This window comes from Peribacillus sp. NPDC094092 (genome assembly GCF_050279365.1).
In the GTDB taxonomy this organism is placed as follows: Bacteria; Bacillota; Bacilli; order Bacillales; family DSM-1321; genus Peribacillus.
Genome location: NZ_JBNNUC010000002.1, coordinates 1,235,813 through 1,262,414 on the forward strand (window position 1 = coordinate 1,235,813; position 26,602 = coordinate 1,262,414).

General features: G+C 40.7%; 25 protein-coding genes and 1 other RNA gene. 20 read left to right on the top strand and 6 right to left on the bottom strand.

Translation table 11 applies throughout. The features are described 5' to 3' along the window. Positions 1–102: 102 nt before the first annotated feature. Positions 103–1,575 (top strand): 4-hydroxyphenylacetate 3-monooxygenase, oxygenase component, encoded by a 1,473-nt coding sequence (gene hpaB, locus ACQKNS_RS15055; RefSeq protein ID WP_427643943.1) that lies wholly within the window; start codon positions 103–105, stop codon positions 1,573–1,575. Between the two features lie 78 nt (positions 1,576–1,653). On the opposite strand, the gene ACQKNS_RS15060 is transcribed toward hpaB, so the two are convergent. Genes ACQKNS_RS15060 through ACQKNS_RS15070 form a run of 3 tightly spaced genes read right to left on the bottom strand, consistent with a single transcriptional unit; the run spans position 1,654 to position 3,628 of the window. Then, positions 1,654–2,037: a 5-carboxymethyl-2-hydroxymuconate Delta-isomerase gene (locus ACQKNS_RS15060; protein ID WP_427643945.1), complete on the bottom strand. Its 384-nt coding sequence runs from the start codon at positions 2,035–2,037 to the stop codon at positions 1,654–1,656. A gap of 17 nt (positions 2,038–2,054) precedes the next feature. Next, the gene (locus ACQKNS_RS15065; RefSeq protein ID WP_427643947.1) at positions 2,055–2,843 is read right to left on the bottom strand and encodes a fumarylacetoacetate hydrolase family protein; all 789 of its coding nucleotides are present in this window, start codon (positions 2,841–2,843) and stop codon (positions 2,055–2,057) included. Next, entirely contained in the window at positions 2,840–3,628 is a 789-nt protein-coding gene (locus ACQKNS_RS15070) for a fumarylacetoacetate hydrolase family protein (RefSeq protein WP_427643949.1), read from the bottom strand. The genes ACQKNS_RS15065 and ACQKNS_RS15070 overlap by 4 nt, the downstream gene beginning before the upstream one ends. 198 nt (positions 3,629–3,826) lie before the next feature. On the opposite strand from ACQKNS_RS15070, the gene ACQKNS_RS15075 reads away from it, so the two are divergent. The 7 genes from ACQKNS_RS15075 to ACQKNS_RS15105 all read left to right on the top strand — a co-directional run bounded on the left by ACQKNS_RS15075 (position 3,827) and on the right by ACQKNS_RS15105 (position 10,871). Continuing rightward, positions 3,827–4,171 carry a 4-hydroxyphenylacetate 3-hydroxylase N-terminal domain-containing protein gene (locus ACQKNS_RS15075; RefSeq protein WP_427643951.1) on the top strand — a complete coding sequence of 115 codons (345 nt, stop codon included), beginning with the start codon at positions 3,827–3,829 and terminating at the stop codon, positions 4,169–4,171. Beyond that, complete coding sequence (locus ACQKNS_RS15080; protein WP_427643953.1) at positions 4,107–5,360, top strand: 4-hydroxyphenylacetate 3-hydroxylase family protein; 1,254 nt, start codon at positions 4,107–4,109, stop codon at positions 5,358–5,360. Before ACQKNS_RS15075 ends, ACQKNS_RS15080 begins: the two co-directional genes overlap by 65 nt. 150 nt (positions 5,361–5,510) lie before the next feature. Further along, positions 5,511–7,307 carry a XylR N-terminal domain-containing protein gene (locus tag ACQKNS_RS15085; RefSeq protein ID WP_427643955.1) on the top strand — a complete coding sequence of 599 codons (1,797 nt, stop codon included), beginning with the start codon at positions 5,511–5,513 and terminating at the stop codon, positions 7,305–7,307. A gap of 246 nt (positions 7,308–7,553) precedes the next feature. Beyond that, positions 7,554–8,846, top strand: coding sequence for an asparagine--tRNA ligase (asnS, locus tag ACQKNS_RS15090; RefSeq protein WP_427643957.1), 1,293 nt, complete (start codon positions 7,554–7,556; stop codon positions 8,844–8,846). A gap of 114 nt (positions 8,847–8,960) precedes the next feature. Continuing rightward, positions 8,961–9,656: a DnaD domain-containing protein gene (locus tag ACQKNS_RS15095; RefSeq protein WP_427643959.1), complete on the top strand. Its 696-nt coding sequence runs from the start codon at positions 8,961–8,963 to the stop codon at positions 9,654–9,656. A 22-nt stretch (positions 9,657–9,678) separates the two neighbouring features. Next, a complete protein-coding gene (gene nth / locus ACQKNS_RS15100) occupies positions 9,679–10,335 on the top strand; it encodes an endonuclease III (protein WP_427643960.1) in 657 nt (218 codons plus the stop codon). Continuing rightward, complete coding sequence (locus ACQKNS_RS15105; RefSeq protein ID WP_427643962.1) at positions 10,332–10,871, top strand: YpoC family protein; 540 nt, start codon at positions 10,332–10,334, stop codon at positions 10,869–10,871. The genes nth and ACQKNS_RS15105 overlap by 4 nt, the downstream gene beginning before the upstream one ends. A gap of 40 nt (positions 10,872–10,911) precedes the next feature. Here ACQKNS_RS15105 and ACQKNS_RS15110 read toward each other — a convergent pair whose 3' ends face one another. Next, entirely contained in the window at positions 10,912–13,644 is a 2,733-nt protein-coding gene (locus ACQKNS_RS15110) for a PBP1A family penicillin-binding protein (protein WP_427643964.1), read from the bottom strand. 27 nt (positions 13,645–13,671) lie between these two features. Further along, positions 13,672–14,283, bottom strand: coding sequence for a Holliday junction resolvase RecU (gene recU / locus ACQKNS_RS15115; protein ID WP_076365738.1), 612 nt, complete (start codon positions 14,281–14,283; stop codon positions 13,672–13,674). 144 nt (positions 14,284–14,427) lie between these two features. Here recU and ACQKNS_RS15120 point away from each other — a divergent pair, with 144 nt between their 5' ends. The 4 genes from ACQKNS_RS15120 (at position 14,428) to ACQKNS_RS15135 (ending at position 17,099) form a co-directional block, all read left to right on the top strand. Next, positions 14,428–15,375, top strand: a complete 948-nt coding sequence (locus ACQKNS_RS15120) for a DUF2515 family protein (RefSeq protein ID WP_427643966.1) — start codon at positions 14,428–14,430, stop codon at positions 15,373–15,375. Positions 15,376–15,729: 354 nt separating this feature from the next. After that, positions 15,730–16,005 (top strand): hypothetical protein, encoded by a 276-nt coding sequence (locus tag ACQKNS_RS15125; RefSeq protein WP_427643967.1) that lies wholly within the window; start codon positions 15,730–15,732, stop codon positions 16,003–16,005. Between the two features lie 69 nt (positions 16,006–16,074). Beyond that, entirely contained in the window at positions 16,075–16,443 is a 369-nt protein-coding gene (locus ACQKNS_RS15130) for a YppE family protein (RefSeq protein ID WP_427643969.1), read from the top strand. Between the two features lie 77 nt (positions 16,444–16,520). Further along, positions 16,521–17,099, top strand: coding sequence for a YppG family protein (locus tag ACQKNS_RS15135; RefSeq protein WP_427643971.1), 579 nt, complete (start codon positions 16,521–16,523; stop codon positions 17,097–17,099). Positions 17,100–17,165: 66 nt separating this feature from the next. Here ACQKNS_RS15135 and ACQKNS_RS15140 read toward each other — a convergent pair whose 3' ends face one another. Continuing rightward, positions 17,166–17,618, bottom strand: coding sequence for an Hsp20/alpha crystallin family protein (locus tag ACQKNS_RS15140; RefSeq protein WP_427643972.1), 453 nt, complete (start codon positions 17,616–17,618; stop codon positions 17,166–17,168). Between the two features lie 141 nt (positions 17,619–17,759). On the opposite strand from ACQKNS_RS15140, the gene ACQKNS_RS15145 reads away from it, so the two are divergent. From ACQKNS_RS15145 to ACQKNS_RS15180, 8 genes are all read left to right on the top strand, one after another. Then, entirely contained in the window at positions 17,760–18,521 is a 762-nt protein-coding gene (locus tag ACQKNS_RS15145; protein WP_427643974.1) for an alpha/beta fold hydrolase, read from the top strand. Positions 18,522–18,642: 121 nt separating this feature from the next. Continuing rightward, positions 18,643–20,919, top strand: coding sequence for a DEAD/DEAH box helicase (locus ACQKNS_RS15150; protein WP_427643975.1), 2,277 nt, complete (start codon positions 18,643–18,645; stop codon positions 20,917–20,919). Positions 20,920–20,955: 36 nt separating this feature from the next. After that, positions 20,956–22,215, top strand: a complete 1,260-nt coding sequence (locus ACQKNS_RS15155) for a ribonuclease H-like domain-containing protein (RefSeq protein WP_427643977.1) — start codon at positions 20,956–20,958, stop codon at positions 22,213–22,215. A gap of 451 nt (positions 22,216–22,666) precedes the next feature. Beyond that, complete coding sequence (locus tag ACQKNS_RS15160) at positions 22,667–23,176, top strand: CotD family spore coat protein (RefSeq protein WP_427643979.1); 510 nt, start codon at positions 22,667–22,669, stop codon at positions 23,174–23,176. A gap of 65 nt (positions 23,177–23,241) precedes the next feature. Further along, positions 23,242–23,793, top strand: a complete 552-nt coding sequence (locus tag ACQKNS_RS15165) for a DUF1273 domain-containing protein (protein ID WP_427643981.1) — start codon at positions 23,242–23,244, stop codon at positions 23,791–23,793. Between the two features lie 202 nt (positions 23,794–23,995). Continuing rightward, complete coding sequence (gene gpsB, locus ACQKNS_RS15170; protein ID WP_427643983.1) at positions 23,996–24,307, top strand: cell division regulator GpsB; 312 nt, start codon at positions 23,996–23,998, stop codon at positions 24,305–24,307. 80 nt (positions 24,308–24,387) lie between these two features. Continuing rightward, an RNA gene (rnpB, locus tag ACQKNS_RS15175) (RNase P RNA component class B) lies at positions 24,388–24,777 on the top strand. A gap of 635 nt (positions 24,778–25,412) precedes the next feature. After that, complete coding sequence (locus tag ACQKNS_RS15180) at positions 25,413–26,561, top strand: THUMP domain-containing class I SAM-dependent RNA methyltransferase (RefSeq protein WP_427643984.1); 1,149 nt, start codon at positions 25,413–25,415, stop codon at positions 26,559–26,561. The last annotated feature ends 41 nt before the right edge of the window (positions 26,562–26,602 follow it).

A 26,602-nucleotide genomic window follows, 5' to 3' on the forward strand; every position in this document is an offset into this window, starting at 1 on the left:
TCTTAACACATGGTATATTTTGTTATAGAAATTAATTCAATTTATGGAATTTATTTAATTGTAAGCGCTTCATTTACATGAATACTTAAGGGGGATGTAAGCATGCCAGCTAAAACAGGTAAAGAATATATCGATAGGGTAGACAAAGCAAAGGCGAATGTATGGATCAATGGAGAGCAAGTAAAAGATAAGATCAGTGAACACCCAGCTTTTAAAGGGGTCATGAAATCACAGGCTGAATTATATGATTTGCAGCACGATCCGGAGAAAACTGACATCATGACTTATATTTCACCAACATCAAACGAAAGAGTAGGGACCTCGTTCATGCAGCCGCGGTCTAAAGAAGACCTTGAAAAAAGGAGGAAAATGATTCAAGAATGGGCAAGGCATAATAATGGAATGATGGGACGTTCCCCTGACTATATCAACAGTGGGATGATGGCTTACGGTACTGCAGCAGATATGTTCGGCACTCAGGATACTGCTTTTTCTAAAAATATGAAAGATTATTATGAGCTTTGCAGGGAAAAGGATTTGTCGTTGACACACACACTGATTCAACCCCAGGTTAATAGGGGAGTTAGTGCCGCAAAGCTTCCGGACCCTTACATTGCTGCACGGATTGCTGGCAAGAATTCAGAAGGGCTTATTATAAAGGGAGCCAGATTATTGGCTACACAAGGAGGAATAACGGATGAAATCATGGTTTTCCCTTCAACATTGCTTAAACAATCGGAAGAAGAAAACCCTTATGCATTCGCATTCTCCATACCAAATAATACACCAGGGTTGAAATTCATCTGTCGTGAATCATTCGACTATGGCAAATCACATTTTGACCATCCTCTTGGTTCAAGATTTGAGGAAATGGATACGATTATCGTTTTTGATGATGTGGTCGTTCCTTGGAACCGGGTATTTGCATATGGGGATGTCGGCATTTGCAACCAGGCTTATAATGAAAGCAATGCAGTTGTTCATATGACACATCAGGTGGTGGCGAAGAATATCGCCAAAACCGAGTTCATTCTGGGAATTTTGCAACTAATGGTGGAAACCATCAATATCGGGCAATACCAGCATGTTCAGGAGAAAATTTCAGAAGTCATCATAGCGCTTGAAACGGTAAAAGCTTTCATTACAGCTTCGGAGGCAAACGCGAAATTGGATAAGTGGGGAATGATGACACCCGATTTCACACCGTTAAACATAGCCCGAAATTATTATCCGAAGATTTACCCTAGATTCAGTGAAATAATGCAGCTTCTTGGAGCCAGCGGCTTAATGGCGATACCAAATGAAGCCGATTTCAATTCGGAACTTCGACCGGATTTGGATAAATATCTTCAAGCCGCAAATGCTGGAGCTCATGACAGGGTTAAATTGTATCGTCTCGCATGGGATGTATGCATGAGTTCATTTGGTTCCAGGCAAACGCTGTACGAAAGATTCTTTTTTGGGGATCCAGTCCGTATGGCGAGCGCTTTATATAACGGCTATGATAAACAGGAATATGTGGACCGTGTCAAGGAGTTCTTGAACCGTACTGAAAACCTTGCAGAAATCAACTGAGCCCGGTAGCATGGCAAAACATTTTAATGTAAAGGCCTTCCCGATGAGGAAGGCCTTTACATCATGAAAACTTGTTCATTAATTATATCGATCATGGATATTATTCTTTTTATATGTGCCAAAATCACTGAACTCGATAAGTTCCATGGAGAGGGCAAGGTATCTTTTTGAAAAGAGGGATGCCAAATGGGATTCCATCGTTTCGAAAAGTTGGTCACATACTTTGGTTTTAACACTGTCTTTACGTCCAGCGCCAATTTTTAGTACGGCATGAACAAAGGCATCATCCTCTGTACCATCGGCAACACGATAATGCTTCAATTCAATGGCCCGGGATCTAATGCCCCCAATTGGAAAGATGGAGGGATAGGATAGCAGTACATCATTCACCTTCTTTAATAAATCTTCAATATGGATTTCATCTTTGATATTATCCGTATATTCAATGATGATATGAGGCATGTGACCAGTCCCTTCCGTTAATTATGGATTTTTAGATGCGGCCGATCCCCGCCTTCAGTAAATATATCGTCACCGACTATTGTGCTGACGAGTTTCCCGATACCTTCAATTTCAGTGATGATTTCATCGCCAACAGCAGTATCCGCCAATCCTTCTGGTGTGCCTGTCAATATGATATCGCCTGGGCTCAATGTCATGAAGCTGCTAAAATATTCAATTAACTCAGCTATGCCGAAAATCATGTCTTTCGTGTTGCCTTGCTGAGTCAATTTTCCGTTGACGTAAGTTTTGATGGCAAGATTCGAAGGATCTGGAATATCCTCGGCATCGACAAGCCATGGCCCAATGGGGGTGCACGTATCGCGATTTTTGACCTTTAGGTTAGGCCGGTAGTAATTCTCCAGATAATCCCGTATTGCATAATCATTTGCAATCGTAAATCCACTTACATACTTAAAGGCTTCTTCCTTTTTTATGTTCTTCGCCTTTTTACCTATGACGACCGCAAGTTCACACTCATAATGCATATAAGCTGCATCAGCAGGCCGTCTTGTCTGTCCCCGGTGGCCTATAAAGGTATTGGGTCCTTTTAAGAACGCAAGGGGTTCTTCCGGTGCCTGAAAAGCAAGCTCCTTCGCATGGTCTGCATAATTCAGGCCAAGCGCAAAGACAGTTCGTGGTTCCACCGGGGGAAGCCAGATAACATCCAGCTCATTGACAATCCTGCCATCCGCCAATTGGAGCTTGCCAAAATATTCAATTGCTGGATGTATGGCACCTGCATAGGCTACACGTGCTCTCTTCATAAAATCCCCTCCAGTGATAGTTTTTCCTCGGAAATGATCGTATTTTCCAAATATCCGATTTCGTCTATTTCTATTCTGACATGATCATTGGCTTTTGCCAGCGGTGCATTCTCTGGAACACCAACCAGGAGGACGTCACCCGTACTTAAAGTCATGAAGTCAGTTACATCCTCAATAAGGCGGGATATGGAGCGAATTAGATTTGAAGTTGAATTTTCCTGTCTTAACTCTCCATTTATATATACACGAATTCCTAAAGAATCGGGGTTGGAGATGGATTCCTTGGAAACGACCCATGGACCGATCGGGCAAAATCCATCACGTGCTTTATGGCGGATAGCAGGACGGAAAACGCTCTCATGCGGAATGCTAATATCATTGGCGATCGTAAAACCTTCTATATAATCCAATGCATGATCATTCTTGACTCTTGTGGCGGTTTTACTGATGACTATTCCAAGTGCAGCCCCGATTTCCAATTCTGTTATGCCGTTTGGAAGGGGAACTGGATTTGAAAAAGAAGAAAACGTGTTTCTAGGTTTAATATAAAGGATAGGCCCTTTAGGAGGTTCATTGTAAGGGGGATGGTGGAACTTTTCCTTCAATGCTTCCAATGATCCTTTGAAGTTTAATAATGTTCCATATACCGTTCCTGAAATAGGGTTATCCACCTTGAGTTGTGGTATTTCATACTTATCACCGTTCATTACTATATAGCGGTTCGACAGTATTTCTATTTCTTCTGAGTAATCTGACTCTTTAAGTTTCACTCTTGCTTTTGCCATGACACTCACCCCTTGTTTTTATTATTAATCATATATGATATCGTATATGATTTTTTGTTTAAGTTCAACATATTTAGATTATTCAGGATAATTAGACAAAAAATGTTAGAAAAAATATAGGTTTCAACAGATAAATGCCTTGAACATTTAGGTAGTATGAAGCTAGGAATTCAAATTGAATGATTGGGGGATGTTCCGATGATGAATGGTAAAGAGTATTTAGAAAGTTTACGAGATGGAAGAACGGTATTCTTGAACGGAGATAAAGTAGATGATGTAACGACACACCCAGCATATCGCAATTCTGCCAGGTCAATTGCCCAACTATATGATGCTCTCCATGATCCCGTTACTTCACGGGTTTTAACGGCAAAGACAGATGAAGGTCATACTACCCATAAGTTCTTCAAAGCCTCAAAGAACACAACAGAGCTGCTTGAAGCAAGGGATGCGATTGCACAATGGTCAAAATTGAGCTATGGTTTCATGGGTCGTACTCCCCGATTACAAAGCTGCGTTTACGGGATCATTGGGACCATATAGCGATTTTTATAAGGGATTTGAAGATAATGCGAAAAGGTGGTATGAAAAAACCACAAGGGACGTTCCCTTCTGTAACCATACAATTATAAATCCGGCAATGGACAGGAATAAACCGCTGCATGAAAATAAAGAGGTATTTGTGCGTACGGTGGAAGAACGTGATGATGGGATAATCGTAAGCGGAGCCAAAATGGTTGGAACTTCTGCGGCACTTACGAACTATAATTTTGTCGCGAATTATTCTCCTGTCGACCTTGGGGAAGGAGATATAAGCCATGCATTGATTTTCTTTGTGCCGATGAATGCGCCGGGATTAAAAATGATCAGCAGACAGTCTTTTGAAGAAACGGCTGCCAAGACAGGCACTCCTTTTGATTACCCGCTTTCCAGTCGGTTCGACGAAAATGACGCAGTCATCGTCCTTGATCATGTATTCGTACCATGGGAGAATGTATTCGCCTATAATAATGTGGAAATTGCAAATGGGTTTAGATCCAAAACTGGGTGGATGAATCGATATACATTTCATGGCTGCACACGCTATGCGGTGAAATTGGACTTTATGGCTGGGCTTCTGATGAAAGCTACGGAAATGGCAGGAACGAATCAATTTAGGGGAGTTCAGGCCAATATAGGCGAAGTGCTTGCTTACAGGAATATGTTTTGGGCCATTTCGACAGCTATGGCTACAGACCCGATGGAAGGGCCGAATGGCACTGTTCTACCCAATAGCACTTATGCAACTGCATATAGGGTGTTCGCACCAGTGGTTTGGCCAAAGGTGAAACAGATATTTGAACAGGTTGTAGCAGGCAATCTCATTCAACTCCCATCAAGCTCAAAGGATTTTTTAAACCCAGAGGTCCGTCCTTATCTCGATAAATATTATAAGGGTTCAGGTGGGGTTTCCGCACTGGAAAGGGTAAAATTGATGAAACTAATATGGGATTCCATCGGCACGGAATTTGGTGGCAGGAATGAACTATATGAAATCAATTATGCAGGTAACCACGAAAATATTAGGCTTGAAACCATGAAAATGGCAGATTTAAATGGACAATCGGATAAATTCAAAGCTTTTGTGGACTTGGCCATGGACGATTATGACCTTCATGGCTGGACGAATGATAAGTGGTTAAATGCATATGAAGGGATTCATGATGATTTGATCAAGCTCCGAATGAATTAATCTGATTAAGAAAACGTAAAAAGGAATGGATTGTATCGAACTCCCACCGGTTTTCCCGCCACTGCATGATATGTATGCGTTTACATTTATCTTGATAGGTAAGGTATGGAAAAAGTATAATATGATGTAAAAGGAAAGCCGGGGGAAATCATGACGAATCTTTTGAATCTTAAGAATGATGATGGTGAAATTCATTTAAATGATGAGAGGATGATCCTGACTTCCTCTTCAATTTTCGGTACCTTAAGAAAGGACTTGATCGAGAATATTGGATTTGAAAGAATGAAGTCTTTTTTAATACGTTATGGCTGGAATATCGGAGTCAATGATGCTAAAAAGGTACTGAAAGGGAACATGTCAACGGTTAAGGAGATACTGAGGCAAGGCCCCATCTTACATATGCTGCAAGGTTATACAAAAGTAAATACGATGAATCTGGAATTATCGATGGGTAGTCAAGCGGAAGTACACTCTGTAAAGGTGGAAGGGGTTTGGGTGAATTCCTATGAAGCAGAGGAACATATCACCCAGACAGGCATCGCGGAAAAGCCAGTCTGTTATACATTGACGGGTTATGCAAGTGGATTTTATTCAACGGTCTGCGGTCATGAAGTGATTTTCAAGGAAAGTGCCTGTAAGGGTTCAGGGCAATCAGAGTGTAGATACGAAGGTAAATCGATACATGTATGGGGCATGGAGATTCAGGATGAGTTGAAATATTATAAAACCGAACCGATTGTTCAAGAGCTTGCCGTAACATATGAAAAGCTGCTGGAGGAACGCAATAGTTTGTCTAAAGTGATGGATATTCATAACTTGCTGACAGAAGAGTTGATTAACGGAAGAAGCCTTCAATCCATAGTTAGGATGGTTTATCAGAAAACAAAAATACCTTTGTTGATGGAGAATTTCAATGGCAATCAGGTTTATCATGCTGGCTTTCGCAAAGGGATGGTGAGTGAAGTCAGGAATCAGCTTGAAGTAATGAGGGAAAATGGACCTGCCACTTTGGAGACCGGAAGAATCGTAAAAGATGGGATGGAGCTGCTTTATACTCCCATAACGTTACAAAATAAAACTTATGGCTATTGTGCCTTTTTGCAATCTGATCGAGTCGAAGAAAAAACGAACCTGGAAATCAATCGAATGATTCTCGAGAGGGTGTCCATGACCGGTTCCTTATTCCTCTTAAATGAGAAAAGCAGTTTTGAAGCCCTTGAAAGGGTAAAAGGTTTATTTCTTGAACAAATATTAAATGGAGAGTTTGTTTCTAGAGAAGAAATAATCAAAAAAAGCATGTATGTAGACGCTCCATTGGATCATCCTTTCACCATTGCAGTGCTGGGCTATCTGTATATCTCGGATCGGGGGACTGAGAATGACTATTTCATTCAGCAGAAAATCATCGAAGAGATATATAGTTTCTTTAAGGATCGTAATCAAGTCGTCTTAACAGCATTAAGGGATGGTAATATTGTATTGCTTATACCACTGAGCCCTGGAAATGAATTTCGATTTCTAACAAAGGAATGCATCAATCACTTATATACTGTTTTCAGTGGATATCATTTTAAAATGGGACTTAGCACAATAAGTGATGAATTGGAACGGGCTCACGACGTTTTTCAAGAAGCTTTAACGGCTTTGAATATGAATGAAGGAACTCGGGATATTACCAAATTTGAAGAAGTCGATCTGCTATCCATTTTAATGCATAGTGGGAGTACTCCAGCGGTCCTGCAAAAAGCTGAGAAAATGTTGGGTCCCTTATTGATGAAAGATGATCCAAAAATGAATGAATTATTGAAAACGCTTTATGTATTTCTGCAATGCGGTGGAAATCTTGAATGCAGCATGAAGGAATTGAACATTTCAATGAGTGGTTTACGCTATCGGATCAAAAGGCTTGAAGAGCTGCTAAAGGCGAAAATGATTACCATTGGTTGAGTGGATTCAATCCTTTAATTAAAAATAGAAATGTCGATCGATACATATAACGAGATGATTTTACTGTAATAAGAATATGGGCATCAGTGAAAAGTAATTCACCATGCAATCTGGCGACTACATAAGAGTGATATAAAAGGCAGGAACTCTCGCTTCAATTGATTTATTTGCTTGTAAGCAGGGCTATAGGTATAATAAATAGAGTAAATTCATTAGTAAGTTAAGCTATTTTTGGAGGTAAATTCCGTGAAAATTACAATAAAAGATGCTAGCAAATTCGTCGATCAAGAAGTTACCATTGGAGGCTGGCTTGCCAGCAAACGTTCCAGTGGGAAAATTGCTTTCCTTCAAATCCGTGATGGCTCAGGTTTCATTCAAGGTGTGGTCGTGAAAGCTGAAGTGGGTGAAGAAATTTTCGCTCGTGCGAAATCGATTTCGCAAGAGTCATCCTTGTATGTAACAGGTGTCATTCAAAAGGATGAACGATCCCCGTTCGGTTTTGAGCTACAGGTGAAAGATATTGAAATCATTCATGAATCATTGGATTATCCCATTACACCTAAAGCGCATGGTCCCGAATTCTTAATGGATAACCGCCATTTGTGGCTGCGTTCAAAACGGCAGCATGCAGTCATGAAAATCCGGAATGAAATAATCCGTGCTACATATGAGTTCTTTAATGAAGAAGGTTTCGTTAAAGTGGATCCACCAATTTTAACCGGAAGCGCACCAGAAGGAACTAGTGAGCTATTTGCGACTAAATACTTTGATGAGGATGCATACCTTTCACAAAGTGGTCAGCTCTATATGGAAGCGGCTGCCATGGCCCTTGGGAAGGTATTTTCCTTTGGTCCTACCTTCAGGGCAGAAAAATCCAAAACAAGACGTCATTTAATCGAGTTCTGGATGATTGAACCGGAAATGGCATTTATCGAATTTAAAGAAAACCTGGAGGTCCAGGAGCAATTCGTTTCTTCCATCATCCAATCCGTATTGAAAAACTGTCAGCTTGAGTTAAATACACTGGGCCGTGATACAGCGAAGCTTGAGCAAATTCAAGCTCCTTTCCCGCGGATTACATATGATGAAGCCATCAAGTTCCTTCATGAACAAGGATTCGATGATATCCAATGGGGTGATGATTTCGGTGCCCCGCATGAAACTGCGATAGCGGAAAGTTATGATAAGCCTGTTTTCATAACTCATTACCCAACCAAAATCAAGCCTTTTTATATGCAGCCAGATCCTGACAGGGAAGAAGTGGTCCTTTGTGCCGATTTGATCGCTCCGGAAGGTTATGGAGAAATAATTGGCGGTTCAGAGCGGATTCATGATCAGGGATTGCTTGAACAGAGAATCAATGAGCATGGCTTGAGCGAAGAGGCTTACAAATGGTATATGGAATTAAGAAAATACGGCTCCGTACCGCATTCAGGCTTCGGTTTGGGATTAGAACGCACCGTTGCATGGATCAGTGGAGTCGAGCATGTCCGTGAAACCATTCCGTTCCCACGTCTATTAAATCGATTATATCCTTGATTCCGTGATGAAGCGGTTATCTTGCCATTTGGCAGATAACCGTTTTTTGTTAAAATTATAAACTTATTCGGAGAGCCTTATTCATGTTATACTTAACCAGAGGTGTCCAAAAACATGAATAAAGAACATTTATATGCGTGGTTTAAGGAAGGAACGATAACGATTCCATCCTTTTTGCTGACTAACTATAGTGCAATGGGACTGAATGAACAAGAAATGGTCCTATTATTACAATTGCAAAGCTTCATCGATAAAGGTAACCATTTCCCTGCACCATCCCAACTTTCTGACCGAATGACATTGCAGGAAACGGAATGTCTATTCTTGATCCAGCGTTTGGTCCAAAGGGGATTTGTTGAAATGGCGGTTGAGGAGAGCCAAGAAATCGGACAGGAAAAATATTCGTTGTCCCCACTTTATGAAAAAATGATGGACTGTTTCTTGAAAACATTGAAACAGTCAGAGTCTGCTGAAATCCAAAAAGCCGGGGAGAGCCTTTATACGATATTTGAACAGGAGTTCGGCCGCCCTTTATCTCCATTTGAATGTGAAACATTGGCAATGTGGATGGAAGACGACCATCAACCTGAGATCATTAAATCAGCTCTGAGGGAGTCTGTCATTTCCGGAAAATTGAATTTCCGATACATTGATCGGATTTTATTCGAGTGGAAAAAGAATGGAATTAAAACCGTGGAACAGGCAAGGGAGCAAGGACAAAAATTTAGAGTTCACCAAAAGAGGGACCGAAAGACGGAGACTGCACAACCGTTGAAAGATGTGCCTTTCTATAACTGGCTCGAGCAGTAATGTAAATTGAAGGAGAACCAATATGTTGAATAAAGCTCAAATTCGATATTGTCTGGATACGATGGGTGAAATGTTTCCGGATGCCCATTGTGAGCTGAATCACTCCAATCCATTTGAATTGGTGGTTGCTGTTGCCCTGTCAGCTCAGTGTACGGATGTATTAGTCAATAAAGTCACGAAGGATTTATTTCAGAAATATAAAACGCCTGAGGATTACATAAGCGTTCCGATAGAAGAGTTGGAAAATGACATTCGCTCAATCGGTTTGTTTCGTAACAAGGCGAAGAACATACAAAAGTTGTCGCACATGCTGATCGAAGAATACGGTAAGGAAGTCCCAAGAGATCGTGATGAGCTGGTTAAATTGCCTGGCGTTGGCAGAAAGACGGCCAATGTAGTCGTTTCCGTTGCTTTTGATGTGCCAGCGATTGCTGTGGATACCCATGTAGAGCGTGTTTCCAAGCGTCTGGGATTATGCCGTTGGAAGGATAGTGTCCTCGATGTTGAGAAAACATTAATGGCTAAGATACCAAAGGATGAATGGTCCGTTACGCATCACCGCCTGATATTCTTTGGACGCTATCATTGCAAGGCCCAGTCGCCAAAATGTGAAACCTGCCCGCTTCTCGAGTTATGCCGTGAAGGTAAAAAAAGAATGAAAAGGAAAGAAGCCAATTGACGCAGTCCATATCATTAAACGTTCCTAAAGAATTGGACCATTCGTTGTTTTTTCCTGAAAAAAACCCCATCTTGGAAAAAGAGCGATATGAGGGTTGGAGTGAAACGATCCCATTCGAGGTTTTCCCGTATGAGTTACTTTATTATAATAATGTAGAGGCGTATGCTCCTTGGAATAAGGGGGCCATGCATGTAAAGGAACTTCTGGAAATATGGAAGGGAATTGATTCAGAATGCAGTTTGCTATTTTCTGAGCGAAAAGCGGGTCAGGCTTTGGGACTCATGAAGAAGGGGATCGGTTTGTTTTTAACCGCAGTCTACTGGATGCATGGTAAGCCAGTGGTATTGAATGATTTCCGGTTCCAAACAGTATTCTTTAACTATATTCCGGTAAATATGGATGAAAGGCTTTCATTCATCCTTGCTAGACCCGCTTTTTTTCATTCTTATAGACAGCTTAGTGAGTTGTTCCGAGAATTTGAAAAACAATATGTGAAGTTCATGATCAAAAATAAGAACAGCCAAAAAAACGTCTAAGCTTTTAGCTTAGACGTTTTTTTAGTCAATCTTAATATATTTATTCTGTATCATTTTCTGGATCTGGGTCCGGGTTAGGGTCAGGTTCAGGGGTTTCAACTGGTTTTTCCTCTTCTACCGTTCCGGGATCAGTGACATCATCCCCGCCTTCGACGTCTTCGTCACCATTATTGCCATTTCCGTCATCAGGGTTGTTGCCATTCCCATTTCCATTTTCATTTCCATTTCCATTATTATCATTGTTGCCATTTCCATTATTGCCGTTTTCGCCATTGTTATTTTTGTCTTTGTCTTTGTCGTCTTGTTTATCCTCTTCTCCTTCAGCAGGAGTTTCTTGTTCAGGATTTTCACCTTCGGCCGGATCTTCAATCTCCTCGTCCTCAGTATCCTCAGGGACTACCGCTTCAGCGGGTATTTTGACAGATGTACTCGCAGGATCACTTTGTTGGTTATCAACTAGAGCTACCACTGAGAAAGTATATTTACTTCCAGGGGTTGGATTAGGGATCGTTAAACTAGTATCCTTCGATTTTTTTAATACGCTCTGTGCTCCGCCGTCCACGGACATCTTAACCTCGAATTGGGTATTCCCATTACCTTTAGGATGTGACCATGAAAGATTGATTTCATTGCTTTCCTGGTTGTAAGAAGCGTTAATGCCAGGTGAGTCGATTTTTTCATATTCTGTCGTCACTTGTGTTGGCTCGTGGCCTTTAACATAATATTCATAAGTGATTTTACTGCTTGGTGTATATTCATTGGCTTTAACAGCTGGATTCGAACCTTTGATGACTCCAACCTTTACAACACTGTCAGGTTGATCAAAGTCTTTCGTTTCTTTTGATTGAGCCATGTGTTCCATTAAATTCTTAAAGATGAATTTAGGGATCCTTTGAGATGATTCACCCAGATATTCCATTTGCTCACCGGATGCATTATCATAACCAGCCCAAACCGCGACTGTATAATTGGTTGTATAACCCGCCATCCAGCTGTCTTTTACACCGGAAGATGGGATGTTGTTCGCTGCACGCTGTTCAGGCGTGAAATTGGTTGAACCTGTTTTACCGGCTACCGGGAGACTAGGTATATTGGCTAACCTTCCTGTTCCATAAGGTTCTTTCATGACGCTTTTCAACATGTCCGTCACGATGAAAGCTGTGGAATCTTTCATGACCGGCTTTGATTCTGTCTTGTTTTTGATGGTTGTTTTATCACGTAAAACAATCTTTTTCACACTATGCGGTTCATTATAGATACCGTTGTTTCCGAACGAACTGTATGCACCGGCAAGTTCAAGTGTAGAAACATCCTTACCGCCGCCCAATGCTGCCGATTCGGTAATTTCCTTGTCAAAAGGAATGCCAAGGTCAGTGGCAAAATCACGTGCCCGGTCCAATCCGACTGCTTGAAGCGTTTTTAAGGCAGGAATATTTAATGACCGTGCCAGTGCTTCACGAGTGGTTACAGTACCATAATGTCGCCCGGAAGCATTTTTAAGCGGCGTTCCATTACTGTAAGTGTATTCCTCATCCTTGATTTGATGGTAAGTGGACCAGTTTAAATATTCAACGGCAGGACCATAATCCAGAATCGGCTTAATGGTCGAACCAGGTGACCGCTTGGCATCCGTTGCATAATTCCAGCCGCGTTTAACCGTCGTGTTCCTGCCGCCGCCCACTGCTTTAATTTCACCAGTTTCTGTATCGAGTAATGTGACTCCTGCTTGGAGATCTTTACTTGGATAATTGATGATTTCATCGCTGTTCAACATGTTATAGACATATTCTTGGGCATCTTTATCAATGGTCGTTTGGATTTCCAAACCATCGGTAAAGACGTTATAGTCACCCATATCCCCGACTTCCTCAATTACCAAATCGATGAATGCATCATATGCGGTCGTATCGATTTGGCTCTTATCGATTTCTTGAAGTCCTTCTGTTATATCGATGCTTTGTGCATTTTTCATTTCCGTTTCGGTGATATATCCATGTTTATTCATTAAGTGAAGAACAATATCACGGCGTTCTTTCGCACGTTCAGGGTATTTATAAGGGTCATACCTGCTTGGGCTTTGCGGTAATCCTACAAGCATGGCCGCTTCGTTCAATTTCAATTCGTTAAGGTCTTTTCCATAATAAGTTTGCGATGCAGTTAAGATCCCGTTCGCGCGGTTTGCAAAGAAAATCTTATTCACATACATTTCGAAAATTTCTTCTTTTGTATATTTTCTTTCAAGCTGAATGGATAGCCACATTTCCTGGACTTTCCTTTTAATGGTCTTATCAGGTGTTAAATAAGAACGCTTGATAACCTGCTGGGTCAATGTACTTGCACCCTCTGAGCCGAAACCGTTTTTGAAGTTTGCTATCACGGCACTGCCCAGACGTAGGAAATCGACCCCATGGTGTTCATAAAAGCGTGAATCTTCCGTTGCCAGGAAAGCTTCTTCGACAAGATCGGGAATATCTTCATAATTGACATAGTCCCGGTTCTCCTTCCCGATTTCAGCTAGCAATTTACCATTTTCATCGAGAATCTTGGACGTGACCGGATCTTTCAATAGCTTTTCGTCAAGCTTTGGAGCGTCGCTTATAAAGTAAGCCATTGCAGCTCCACCGGCAACAAGGCCTATTATTCCGATTGTAACAAGTATAAGGAAAATTCGCTTAAGCATATTGGTTGGCTTTTTAGGACCTTTATTCTGTCCCTTTTTTTGAGTCTGCCCCTGCTTTCGGCGTTCTTCTCTAGTATTATATTTTTCAGCCATTACAGCTAACCTGCCTTTCTAAAAAAACTAAAAATTTTCTGCGATGAGCGAATCTACTACTTTAATATAGTCAATTCTCGGTTGAAAGCCAAGAGTAATCTTTCGTGAACTGCTTTCAACCTCTTGAAGAGTTATAGATTTGCGTCCGCCTTCTTTCATTCTCTTCCAATAAAAACTTAGTTGTTCAGAACTCATTAGATATATATCTTCCATTGCGGAAAACCGGATGATGACAAACGCAATTCCGTCATGCTGAACGATATGTTTCATATGTTCAATTTGATGGTCATGAAAATTCTTCAAAGGGAACGAACTGCTGTTTTTCGTTTCCTTTGCCTCAAAATCAATGTACTTTCCTTTATAAACACCATTGTAATCGGTGGTCGATGCTTGTTTGAAATAAGCCTCTTTAATGACTGCAGCACTTCTTTTCGGATAGTGGACATCGACAATTTGAATGGGTGTCGGTTTTTTATGGATGACGGCAATGCCGTGTGCTAAATAATACTGATTGGTTTCGTTCAAATCGTCTTCCAATGTTTTTCCCCGGTTGCTGTAACTGATTTTTTTTAGTGGGCTTTTCTTTTCTTCCATAGCCTGCGGTACAAACTTTCGTCCGTTGGGATAATGAAATGCCACTTTTACCCCTCCTTTTTTTTCACTTTTCTATATTAGCAAAAAAAGAATCCAAAATGTGAATAAAAAGAATTGTTTCTTAGAACGATAGGATTTATGTACAACTATATGTCACAATTCATCGCTATGGAAAGGCTGGACTCGTAGATGCGAATGTTAAAGACGGAAAAGCAATTGCTCCATTCCATTAAAGCCCAAACCGCCAAAGGAAATAGGGATAATATATCAAGAACAAAAGCATATGAACAATTTTTCAGAATGCATCCAGAAATACAATGGTCTTTTTTAGCTGGGATGGTTTCTAGGAATGCAGGCTGGAATATGTGTGATCTTGAAGGAATTTGGTTTTCCCGTTTGCTTGGCCTTAAATATAGGCATCACTTATTCCTAACGTATGAAGAAGCCAACTGGAGAATATTCCAAGATGCCTATCCGCAATTACTTCTCTATCATTATTCGACGAAGTTTGGGCGTCCTTTGTTTCACTTATGTCATTATTTTTTCATTACCAAATTCATGAAGAACGAATGGTATTCCTTTTGGAAACATGGAAATCGCCAAAAATTAGTCACTGCGCTTATCATAAATGAACAAAACATCATTGAAGAACCAGTTATTAAAAAGCAATCTTTCGTTTTTCATTCTCTATTGTTTTTCCTGGAGGACTGGATGCATTTCAGCACCGTTTTATTTCCTGCTTGCAATGGAGAACTGTATGGCTCGTCGGTTTCCCACTTTAGAAATATAGATAAGAGGATTGAATTGGGGAAAAGGTTGGCTGGTCTTTTATTTTCTGAAGATTTGTTTCCGCTATTTTATGAATTTTCCTGCAGGACTGAACCAACGGGTGCCAGATATGATTATGAGCAATATCGAAAAAAGCCTAGGTACCATGAAACCCCGATGCTGAGGAGGGTATACCCAGTTATTCATCATCGAGCAGGGGAGACAGAGCAATGGGATATGAAAAAAAGGGTTAAAAAAAAATGGTTCATTGAGCCCGAATGGGAAGAAGACCCGCATTTGACCGATTGGTATGACGATAAACAAAAGCAGCTGCACACGGCTGCCATAATCAAAAATTTGATTTTATAAAAGGATACAGGAAGGCTTCGATTAAGCCTTCCCTGTTTATCGTTCAATATTTATGTCTTACGTAGAGGGGCGGTTTTCTCCACTAAGTTTCGGGTTTCCCGTTCCTGCCTTTTTAGTGGGCGGCTTTTGTCGTTTTTCGTTTTTTTGCTCTCTGCTTTCATTCGACTGCATAAAATCACCTCCTGTCTGTATTCTTGTTTAAAACTTCATTCTTCATTCTGCCATTGTTGTCGAAGGGCATAATAAATTAAGTGAATTGCACTTTCTTTGCCGATTCCCTTCTAGTTTTGTCAGTCATGAAGGGCTTTCAGATAAAAAAAAGAATAGTACAGGTAAAGAATGGGAGGGATCAGCATGGTCAATAAAAGCGTCGCAACAGAAGAGATATTAAGGATGATAGCTGAGATCAGTACCAGCCTGGATCGTTTGGAAATTTCATATGGGGAAACTGTAAATACAGTGCGGTGCAAACTATGGGCGGAGCAATATACATTAGTTAATGAAGCCCAGGAAGCCATTGAGAAAGCCGAGGATTATTGGGTAAATGCTGAAGGTCCAAACCACTCCTTTTCCATTGTCCCGGAAAAAAGAATGATAAAGCAAAAGGTTTTCACGGAATTGCCCGTTTAATTCGCTGGAATATCATTTTATTAAGAACTGGATTATACTAAGGGAAACAATTGTACGGAGGAATTTAATGTGCATAAAGAAAAAATGCAGCTATTAACAAAACAATTAATCCAATATACGGACAAAGCGGATGAAATTTATGAGGGTGTACGCAAGGAAGGGAAGGAAAAGGATTTTTTTTCTGAAGTCAAGCCGTTTGCAGACCTGGTCAGGACCGCATGCATCGAATGGGAAACCGGAATGAAGGAGTGGATGAAAGAAACCGAATTCAGGCATCTTTTCCCCGAGCAAATCGAACAAACCGCCCATAACCTTTCTGATGTGGCCGTTCAGGCATTTTTTCCTAAAACAAGTTATAAGCGATTTAAAAGCCACGTCCAATCGGTCGAATTCATTCTTAATAATGTAAAAACGGAAATCGATAGGATTTTATCATAAAAACACCTACACTTTATTACCTCTTTTTTCATATATTATCAGAACCATGTAATGAAAAAAGAGGAGGGCTCATTGACATGATGAGATCCGGTTATAACCAAATCTCCCCAAATCAAGGACAGTTTCCTCAACCAATGCCGGAATATTGGGGGGGGTACCAACAGCCTATGCCGTATCCTCCGCCAAATAATCATGAACAATCATTTATGCCTCCATATCATCTCCAGGATACAGGGGGCTATATGACGCCATATCATGATCCTTATCAGCAGGCTGCCTATCATCCATTCCAACAAGTCCAGCAGCAGGCGATGCCTGTAGGTGCTTATCCGGGCAACAGTGTAATGCAGCCGATGACACAAATGCACCCGATCCAACCCAATCAGCAGCCGCAAGCATTTAGTCCGTTCGCCAATCCGTTACAGCCAGCTAAAAGACCTCCGCAAGGTCAGCAGCAGGCCTTTAATCCATATCCTAAGCAGCAGTTCATGCAAAAACCCCAGCCATCTGGTTTCAAATCGGTCATGAATCAATTCAAAACACAAGATGGCTCCATGGATATAACGAAGATGATGAATACAGCAGGACAAATGATGAATACGGTTTCTCAAGTATCTTCAATGGTCAAAGGAGTAGGGGGCTTCTTCAAAGCTTAGAGGGTGAATAAAGAAAAGCAGACTTATAAGTGACCAGCCACTTTTTTAAGTCTGCTTTTTTCATGTTTAATGAATTTCAATCCGATTCCCTCTGATTTTGGGTAGATTAAGCATTAGGATGCCATCGCGATGTCGCGCGGTCACTTTTGCATCATCAATCGGCTTTGGAAAGGAAATGGTTCTTGATAGAGTACCGGCTGAAACTTCCTTTTGGAACAATCCTTGATTTTTATGCTTTCTATCTACATGATTTACAGATATGGTTACGGCATGGGACAGTACATCAATTGATATTTGGCTGCGTGCAATTCCGGGCAATGTGGCAGTAACGGTATATTCTGAATGCGTTTCGTGAACATCAACCGGAAAGCTGCGTTCTTTCGCCGATCCGAAGAAATCGTCAAGAGATTGCAGCATGCCTTTAGGGGGCCTCTCGGAAAACAGCCGATCCATTTTGTTTATGAAATGGGTAAAGGGTTCTATTCGATTCCGATTATTATTTTTTTCAGAAGAGGTCATCACGGTGCTCCTTTCTAAAAAATTCCTTTGCCTATAGGCTATGTGAGGAATGAAGAAATGTGAATGCACTGTAGGGTTTCAGATACAAGTCAATAGGGAATAACGTTACTGAATGATTAGTTAAGGAAATGAGGGGTTAATATGACAGATAGCAAGCTTTCCTACATAGATACCGGGAAAGGTAATGAAACATTGTTGTTTATCCATGGATTTTGCGGAAGCCATGAATATTGGAGTGACATCATTGCTGAATTAAAGGGTGAATACCGGATTATTGCCGTTGATTTACGGGGGCATGGTGCAAGTGAGGAAATAGGGGGATCTTTCTCGATTGAAGATATGGCTGCTGATATTGCGTCATTTTTGGAAGAACTTGAAATCAAACAGGTCTATATGTTTGGTCATTCGCTTGGGGGATATATCACCTTGGCATTCGCAGAAAGGTTTCCTGGGAAATTGTTGGGTTTTTCATTGGTACATTCCACCGCTTTCCCGGACGATGAGACTGGAAAGGCGGGGCGCTTAAAATCTGTCGAGAAAATCGAAAGTGAGGGAATCCCCGCTTTCATTGACGGACTTATACCAAAGCTTTTCGCTAATTCCGATGATCCCAATATTGATCATATAAAGGAAATCGGATATAAAACAAGTGAAATCGGTGCGATAGGGTCTTTACATGCCATGAGGAACAGAATAGACAGAAACCATGTACTCAAAAATACGAAGTTGCCTGTCCTATTGGTTGCAGGTGAACAGGATAAGGTGATTCCCGTCGATAAAACCTTCTCTGTGAAAGGGGGCCATATCCATGAAGTTATACTTAAGGGCAGCGGCCATATGGGAATGCTGGAAGCCCCAAGCAGACTAATCGAAGAAATCATTCGCTTTGTCGGGAAGAATTAAATGTAAAAAGACCGAGCTGGAAACGTGATGGTGACGTTTCCAGCTTTTTTTTTTGAAAAGGAAATAGTTTCCCTTTTGCATAGAACGTTCATTCGGTAGAATAGGAGTGTGAGGTGGTCATATGAAACTGAGAAAAAATTTACATGAAGTCATCAATGATTTAAAAATAAATGCGGATTTTAAAGATAATATAGTGCATTGGGAAGTAATTGAAGCAAAAGAGGCAAAACATGTTCCTTTTCCCGATACAATGAATGATAAAATCAAGCATGCTCTTGAATTACGGGGGATAAATGGATTGTATACCCATCAGGCAACTGCATTTGATAATGCTGTCAGTGGCAAGAGCCTTGTAGCGGTTACACCCACGGCTTCTGGAAAAACATTATGCTATAATTTGCCGGTCCTTCAAAAAATACTGGAAGATGAAAAAACTAGGGCGCTTTATATCTTTCCGACAAAAGCGCTGAGTTATGATCAAAAAAGCGAATTGAATGAAATGATTCATGAAATGGATGCTGAAATAAATAGTTATACATACGATGGGGACACACCTTCAAACATCAGGCAAAAAATCCGCCAGGCAGGGCATATCGTGATCACCAATCCTGATATGCTCCATTCCGGTATCTTGCCCCATCATACGAAGTGGGTCTCTTTGTTTGAAAACTTGAAGTATGTGGTAATCGATGAACTTCATATTTACCGAGGCGTTTTCGGAAGTCATACAGCCAACGTCATAAGAAGGTTAAAAAGGATTTGCAAGTTTTATGGAAGCGACCCTGTATTCATCTGTACTTCCGCTACGATCAATAACCCAAAAGAGTTGGCAGAAGAGCTCACGGAAAAACAAATGGTCCTAATCGATAATAACGGAGCACCAAGTGGGAAAAAGCATTTTGTGTTTTACAATCCCCCAATAGTAAATAAACCGCTGAACATACGAAGGAGTGCGGTTTTGGAAGTCAGGAAACTGGCCAATGAATTTTTGAAAAATAAAATTCAAACGATCGTTTTTGCGCGAAGCAGGGTTCGTGTGGAGATTCTATTGACATATTTACAGGAACTTGTATCAAAGCAATTGGGGCCAAAATCGATCAGGGGCTATCGCGGTGGATATCTGCCAACACAGCGCAGAGAAATTGAACAAGGCCTCAGGGATGGTTCCATTTATGGAGTGGTTTCCACAAATGCACTTGAGTTGGGCGTCGATATCGGCCAGCTTCAGGTTTGCATAATGACTGGTTACCCTGGGTCCATATCTAGTGCCTGGCAGCAGGCGGGACGAGCAGGAAGAAGGCATGGTGAAGCATTGATCATCATGGTCGGCAGTTCTAGTGCCCTTGATCAATATATCGTACAGCACCCCGAATATTTCTTTACCAGAAATCCAGAAACTGCAAGAATCAATCCGGATAATCTATTGATATTGGTTGATCATGTAAAATGTGCAGCATATGAGCTTCCATTTAAAAAAGGCGATACCTTTGGGAAAACAGAGATTATGGACGTACTTGAATTCCTTACGGAAGAAAGGGTCTTACACTTAAATGGAGACAAATGGCATTGGATGAATGATGCTTTTCCCGCAAGCAATATCAGCCTGCGTTCAGCGGCACAGGAAAATGTCGTGATCATCGACCAAACGAATGCACCGGTTAATCGGGTCATAGGGGAAATGGATACGTTCAGTGCAATGACCCTCCTCCACGATGAAGCCATTTATTTGCACCAGGGAATACAATTTCAGGTGGAAGAACTTGATTGGGATGAAAAGAAAGCGTATGTCCGCGAAGTTAATGTGGACTATTATACGGATGCCAACCTTGCTGTTCAGTTGTCGGTATTGGAAGTCGATAAACAGCGAACTTTCGCTTCCACGGCAGCTGCTTTTGGCGATGTGGCAATCCGGGCGATGCCTACGATCTTCAAGAAAATCAAATTCGAAACACATGAAAATATTGGTTCAGGGCCAATCAGTCTCCCGGAGATGGAACTGCACACGAGTTCAGCCATGCTTTCCATCGATCCCGATATATTTAAGTGGGACGAAAATCGGATTGAACAAGGAATGATAGGTGCCGCCCATGCTCTTAATTACATGATTCCGCTACATGTTATGTGCGATCCGCATGATATTCATGTTTATCCGCAGGTTAAGGCTGCACATAATGAAAAACCGACCATTTTTATCTATGATAGTTATCCTGGAGGCATAGGGTTAAGTGATAAAGTATATGAAAACTCTGAAGTCATTCTACTTGAAACAATATCAATGATCGAAAATTGCGCTTGTGAAAGCGGCTGTCCTTCTTGTATCGGGACGGAAACCGCAACGAAAACAGCCAAGAGTGATGCCAAACAATTATTGGGTCAATTTTGTAGGCAAAAACATTAATAGATTGCAGTGATAAGTGAAAAGAGGTGTAGTTTCGTGTCATTAAAAAATAAATTGAACCGTATGAAAACGCATATGAACCTAGAGTCCGTAAACCATCCTTCTCCCGTTGAAGAAGATCGGGCAGTGAATGAAGAAATTCCTTACCATGAAAAGTGGCTGGAGAACGATACCGTTTCCTTTCATTTTGACGGTGACTATTGTTTCATTAGGGAAGTCCGCTACCCTATAAATCACAAACACGGGTTATATGCATTTTCCGAACTGAAAGAAGTTGTAAAAGAGTGGAATCAAACTTCATTGGAGCATCCACTATCCGCTAGGGGTGTCAAAAGTGAAGATCTGTTTTTCTTCGATACGGAAACAACAGGTCTTGGAGGCGGGGCCGGCAATACCATTTTTTTACTTGGCTATGCTTATATAGAAGGGGAAGAAGTAGTTGTAAAGCAACATATCCTTCCGCAGCCTGGAAGTGAAATCCCGCTTTATCAAAGCTTTCTCGAAAACATCAATTACGAAACGCTTGTCACATATAATGGTAAATCCTTTGATTGGCCCCAGTTAAAAACCAGACATACCTTGATAAAAGAGCATGTGCCAAAATTGCCGGAATTCGGACATTTCGATTTATATCATGCTTCAAGACGCCTATGGAAAAACAAACTGGAACGAGTCAAATTATCAGCAGTCGAAACAGATATCCTAGGTGTACATAGGGAGGATGATATTCCTGGATATTTGGCTCCGATGATTTATTTTGATTTTGTTGAGCGAAAGAATCCGGAAATCCTGTTTGGGATCATGAAGCATAATGAATTGGATATCTTATCACTGATCACATTGTATATTCATTTGTCCCGAAAAATCCTCCAAATCGATGGATATACGGAAGAGTCCATGGAAATTGCACGATGGCTCGCTTATTTGGGAAAAAAAGAGGAGTCAGTTGAGACCTATCAAACTATATTGGAAGCAGGAAGTGAGGAAGAACGGATAATAGCTGGCCATGCCTTAGCCTATCAGAAAAAGAAGCAAAAACTTTTCATTGAAGCTTTGGAAATTTGGAAGGAAGTTGCCTTAAAAGGAAATGTGCAATTAAGGATACAGGCACAGATTGAATGTGCAAAATTATATGAACATCAATTTAAGGACGTCGGTCTTGCTCTAAACTGTTCATTAATCGCACTTCAAGAGATTGTGAGAGAAGGGAACCTGCCAGGGAAAAAACAGATGGAATTGGAAAAGAGGATTCGACGGCTCGAAAATAAAGAGGAATCTAAGGGTATTTCTATATAAAATATGGGAATTGAAATGGTCTTTTAGTGCAAAAGGCTGAAAATAAAAAATATGTATACAATTATTGTAGCCTCCAACTATTATGTGTAAAATGGAAAGAGTTGAGGGTGAAATTCCGAAGCGTTCATTTCATTCCTTTACATCATAAATTCAAGGTGAAAGCGGAGCGAAGAAATGTATAAAACGACTTTATTTCTATTTTTTGTTGTCCTTTGTTTAACAATTGTTTTATTTACTTCATTAAAAGACAGTCTCTATTCCTTTTTATAGAAAATTACCCTCAGTACATTTAGGGATAGCATTAATATAATAGTGTACTTATCGACAGCCATACATCGTTTTATACTTATTCTGTATAATTAGGTCATTTCATCAGTACACGTATCCCCTTTTTTTCATAGTCTGTAATGGTAAGACTAAACTTATCATGATGAAAGGGGACGTATTATAAATGTATTTTCGTAATTGTGGAGGAAATAAACCCAATGTAATGGGCGCATCCAACAATGTAATGGGAGCATCCAACAATGTAATGGGCGCATACGGGAACGCACCTGGAGTAATGGGCGCATCAACCGGTAAAAACTCTAACGTAATGGGTGCATCAACCGGTAAAAACTCTAACGTAATGGGAGCCTATAGTCCATCGGCTGTATCTCCAGCGCAATATGGTCCATCGGCTGTGTCTCCAGCGCAATATGGTCCAACACAAACATCTCCATCTCAAGTTGCCCCAGCGCAAATCTCTCCGACACAGCAATTTGTCAATACGAATGTTTCGAACACAGTGATTCCTGTCGTTCATCCATCACATACTACAAATGTCAATAAACATGTGAACACGTTTAAACATTATTTCCCGCATACTCAATCCGTGGTGAACGAATGCTATAATCAACATCTGATTTGTGGAAGGCCGCCGCAAAACCCATGCTGTCCGCCTGGACAATTCGGATATTAAAAAATAAGGGCTTATTAAGCCCTTGTTTTCTTACATAATCATGTTAAAAGGAGATTAGCCAAGGGATGAAGGTTTTGTATTTGACGGGCTATAAGGCTTTTGAGTTCGGTATATTCAAAAATGACCATGAAGCCGTAAAATATATAAAGAAAGCGATGAAGCAGCGTCTCCTTCCACTGGCGGAAGATGGGCTGGAATGGGTGATCATCTCAGGTCAGTTGGGTACGGAACTATGGGGTGCAGAAGTAGTGTTCGAATTACAGGAGGAATATCCTCAGCTTAAATTAGGGGTCCTTACTCCTTTCCTGAAACAGGAAGAGTCATGGAACGAGACGAATCAAGACTTTTACCGATCCATATTGGCCCGTGCCGATTTTGTTGAGTCCATTTTCAATAAACCATATGAAGGGCCACAACAACTGAAAATAAAAAATAGGTATATGGTCCATAAAAGCGATGCCTTGCTCATCATTTACGAGGCAGAAAAAGAAGGATCATCCCGTTATCCTTATTTCGAGGCGATGGAAAAGGCTGAAACACAGCCATACCCGATATTTCAGATAAACTTTGATGATCTGCAGCTGGCTGCGGAAGAAGCGAGTTGGTCCGAAGAGTGATGGAATGAAAATAATTATGGTTTAAAAGTTGTTTCTAAAGCATAATCATATTATTATGAAATTTAGATACAGAATTAATGGGAATACATATCGTTCACTAAATAGTATGCATACAAAAAGGTGTTTCGTTGACAAACCCAAGCAGATTTGAAAAAATAATAAAAAGTCGATTGTATTGGCGAAAGTATTGAGGTGAAGTCTTATGCTATCCGATAAGATAAAATTAACGGCTAAAGATATTCTTGAAAAAGATTTTAAAACAGCCATGCGCGGTTATAAACCTGAAGATGTGGATCAATTCCTGGATCTGATCATTAAAGATTATGAAGTGTTCCATCAGGAAATCGAAGATCTTAAACAAGAAAATCTTAAATTGAAAAAACAGGCCGAAGAGAGTACAAAACGTCCAAATCAACCTTCTCCAAGTGCCACACCGGGAACCACTAACTTTGATATCCTTAAACGGTTATCCAACTTGGAAAAGCATGTTTTTGGTAACAAGCTTTTTGACTGAGATTTTGCATTGTAAAAGTGAAAGTTATTTTGGTATTGTTTTTTCGTGAATAATGGAGTATAATCAATTATGTTATGTTAACGTTTGGGTAATTGCTGCTGCATTTATGCAGTAGAGGAAAGTCCATGCTCGCACGGACTGCGATGTCCGTAGTGTTCGTGCCTGGCGAAAAAATAAGCTTGGGCAGCAATCTTGGATTGCTGACGGCTGGGAAAATGCCTAAGTCCTTTTGGATATGGCATGAATACCTATAAAAGTGCCACAGTGACGTAGCCTTTACAGAAATGTGAAGGGTGGAACGAGGTAAACCCCACGAGCGAGAAACCCAAATTAATGGTAGGGGCGCTTTCTTCCTTGGAATTGAACGAGGAGAAGGACAGAAGCGTATGCTTCTGTAGATAGATGATTACCGCCGAAGTACGAGACGCGAGTCGCTTGCAGTACTGAGGAACAAAACATGGCTTACAGAACGTTATCATATAACACCAAAAGCACAACTCTCCTTTTAAAAGGGGAGTTTTTGTTTTTGAGATTGCCCGATTATAAAAAAAGATTGGGCATTTCCATTTATTTTTCGTTTTCTGAAACACTGCTGTGTTAAACTTAGAACTTGGCAAGTTTTTCATTCCATTTCGAAAAGTGTCAAGCGGAAAGAAAATGGATTTGTATGAAGTCTGTCGGTAACGTTTAAAAATTGGTGTCTAATGTTAAGCATTTCCCTGATTCTGGGTATCCTATTTTTAAAGGTTACTTAACTCTTCTGTTAGCCCTAACATGAAAGGATCAAGACGGAAAACCTAAATTTCAGGATAATGGATGGGAAGCATACATAATTGGTTTTGAGGGTTTCAATCATATGGTTGCAGTGCGTACCTTAATGTATATGGATAATTGGGTTAAGCTTTATTTAATTGATGAATATGCGCTACATGAACATGAAATAAGCTAAGCAAACAATGAAGAATTCTAACCGAAAGATAAATCGGTGGACCTTTTAAACGAGGTTTACATGTGAAAAATCAATGCCTGATTCTTATATACATAATGAAGAAATCCGGGAAAAGGTGTCATTGATTTGGATTAATGGAAAGAAGGTGCAAGATTAATGAAACAATTCGATATTATTGCAACATCAGCAATGGGCTTGGAATCAATTGTTGCCAAGGAGGTTAGGGATCTTGGTTACGATTGTCAAGTCGATAATGGTAAAATTACGTATAAAGGGGACCAATCCGCCATTGCCCGGTCTAATTTATGGCTGCGCAGTGCCGATAGGGTGAAAATTAAAATCGCTGAATTTAAAGCATATTCTTTTGATGAGTTGTTTGAAAAAACAAAGGCATTGAATTGGGAAGATTACTTATCAGCCGATGTTGAGTTCCCCGTGAGTGGAAAATCCGTTAAGTCAAAGCTTTACAGTGTCCCTGATTGTCAGGCTATTGTCAAAAAGGCGATCGTTGATAGATTGAAAAGTAAATATAAGCAAGTGTCTTGGTTTGCAGAAACTGGTCCTTTGTTTAAAATTGAAGTGTCTATTTTAAAAGATGTAGTGACACTGACCATTGATACTTCAGGTGCTGGTTTGCATAAACGGGGATATAGGACAGGACAGGGGGAGGCACCCCTTAAAGAAACATTGGCGGCTGCCTTAATCATGCTGACCAATTGGAAACCGGATAAACCTTTCATAGATCCATTTTGTGGATCTGGAACGATCCCCATCGAGGCAGCCTTAATTGGGCAGAACATAGCACCTGGGTTTAATAGGGAATTCGTATCTGAAACCTGGGCATGGATGGACAGCAAGGTTTGGGATCAAGCACGGATTGAGGCTGAAGATTTAGCCGATTATGATCAGTCATTGGACATTACCGGTTGTGATATTGACCATCGAATGGTCGATATAGCTAAAGCGAATAGTTTTGAAGCGGGTCTTGGTGATCTGATTGAATTCAAACAAATGCAAGTGAGGGATATCTCGACAAGGAAAGAGTATGGTGTCATTGTCGGGAACCCGCCTTATGGAGAGCGTCTTGGTGAGAAAAAAGCAGTTGAGCAGATGTATAGGGAAATGGGCCAAGCCTTCAAGAAGCTTGATACATGGTCAGTATACATGATTACCTCCAATCCTGACTTTGAACAGCATTACGGGAAGCCTGCAACGAAAAAAAGGAAATTGTTCAATGGTTTCATCCGTGCTGACCTTTATCAATATTGGGGGAAAAGGCCGCCAAGACAGCCTCAAGGTGAATAAGTAGGTAGAATATAACGGAGGTTTTTGTTGGTCAGGACGAT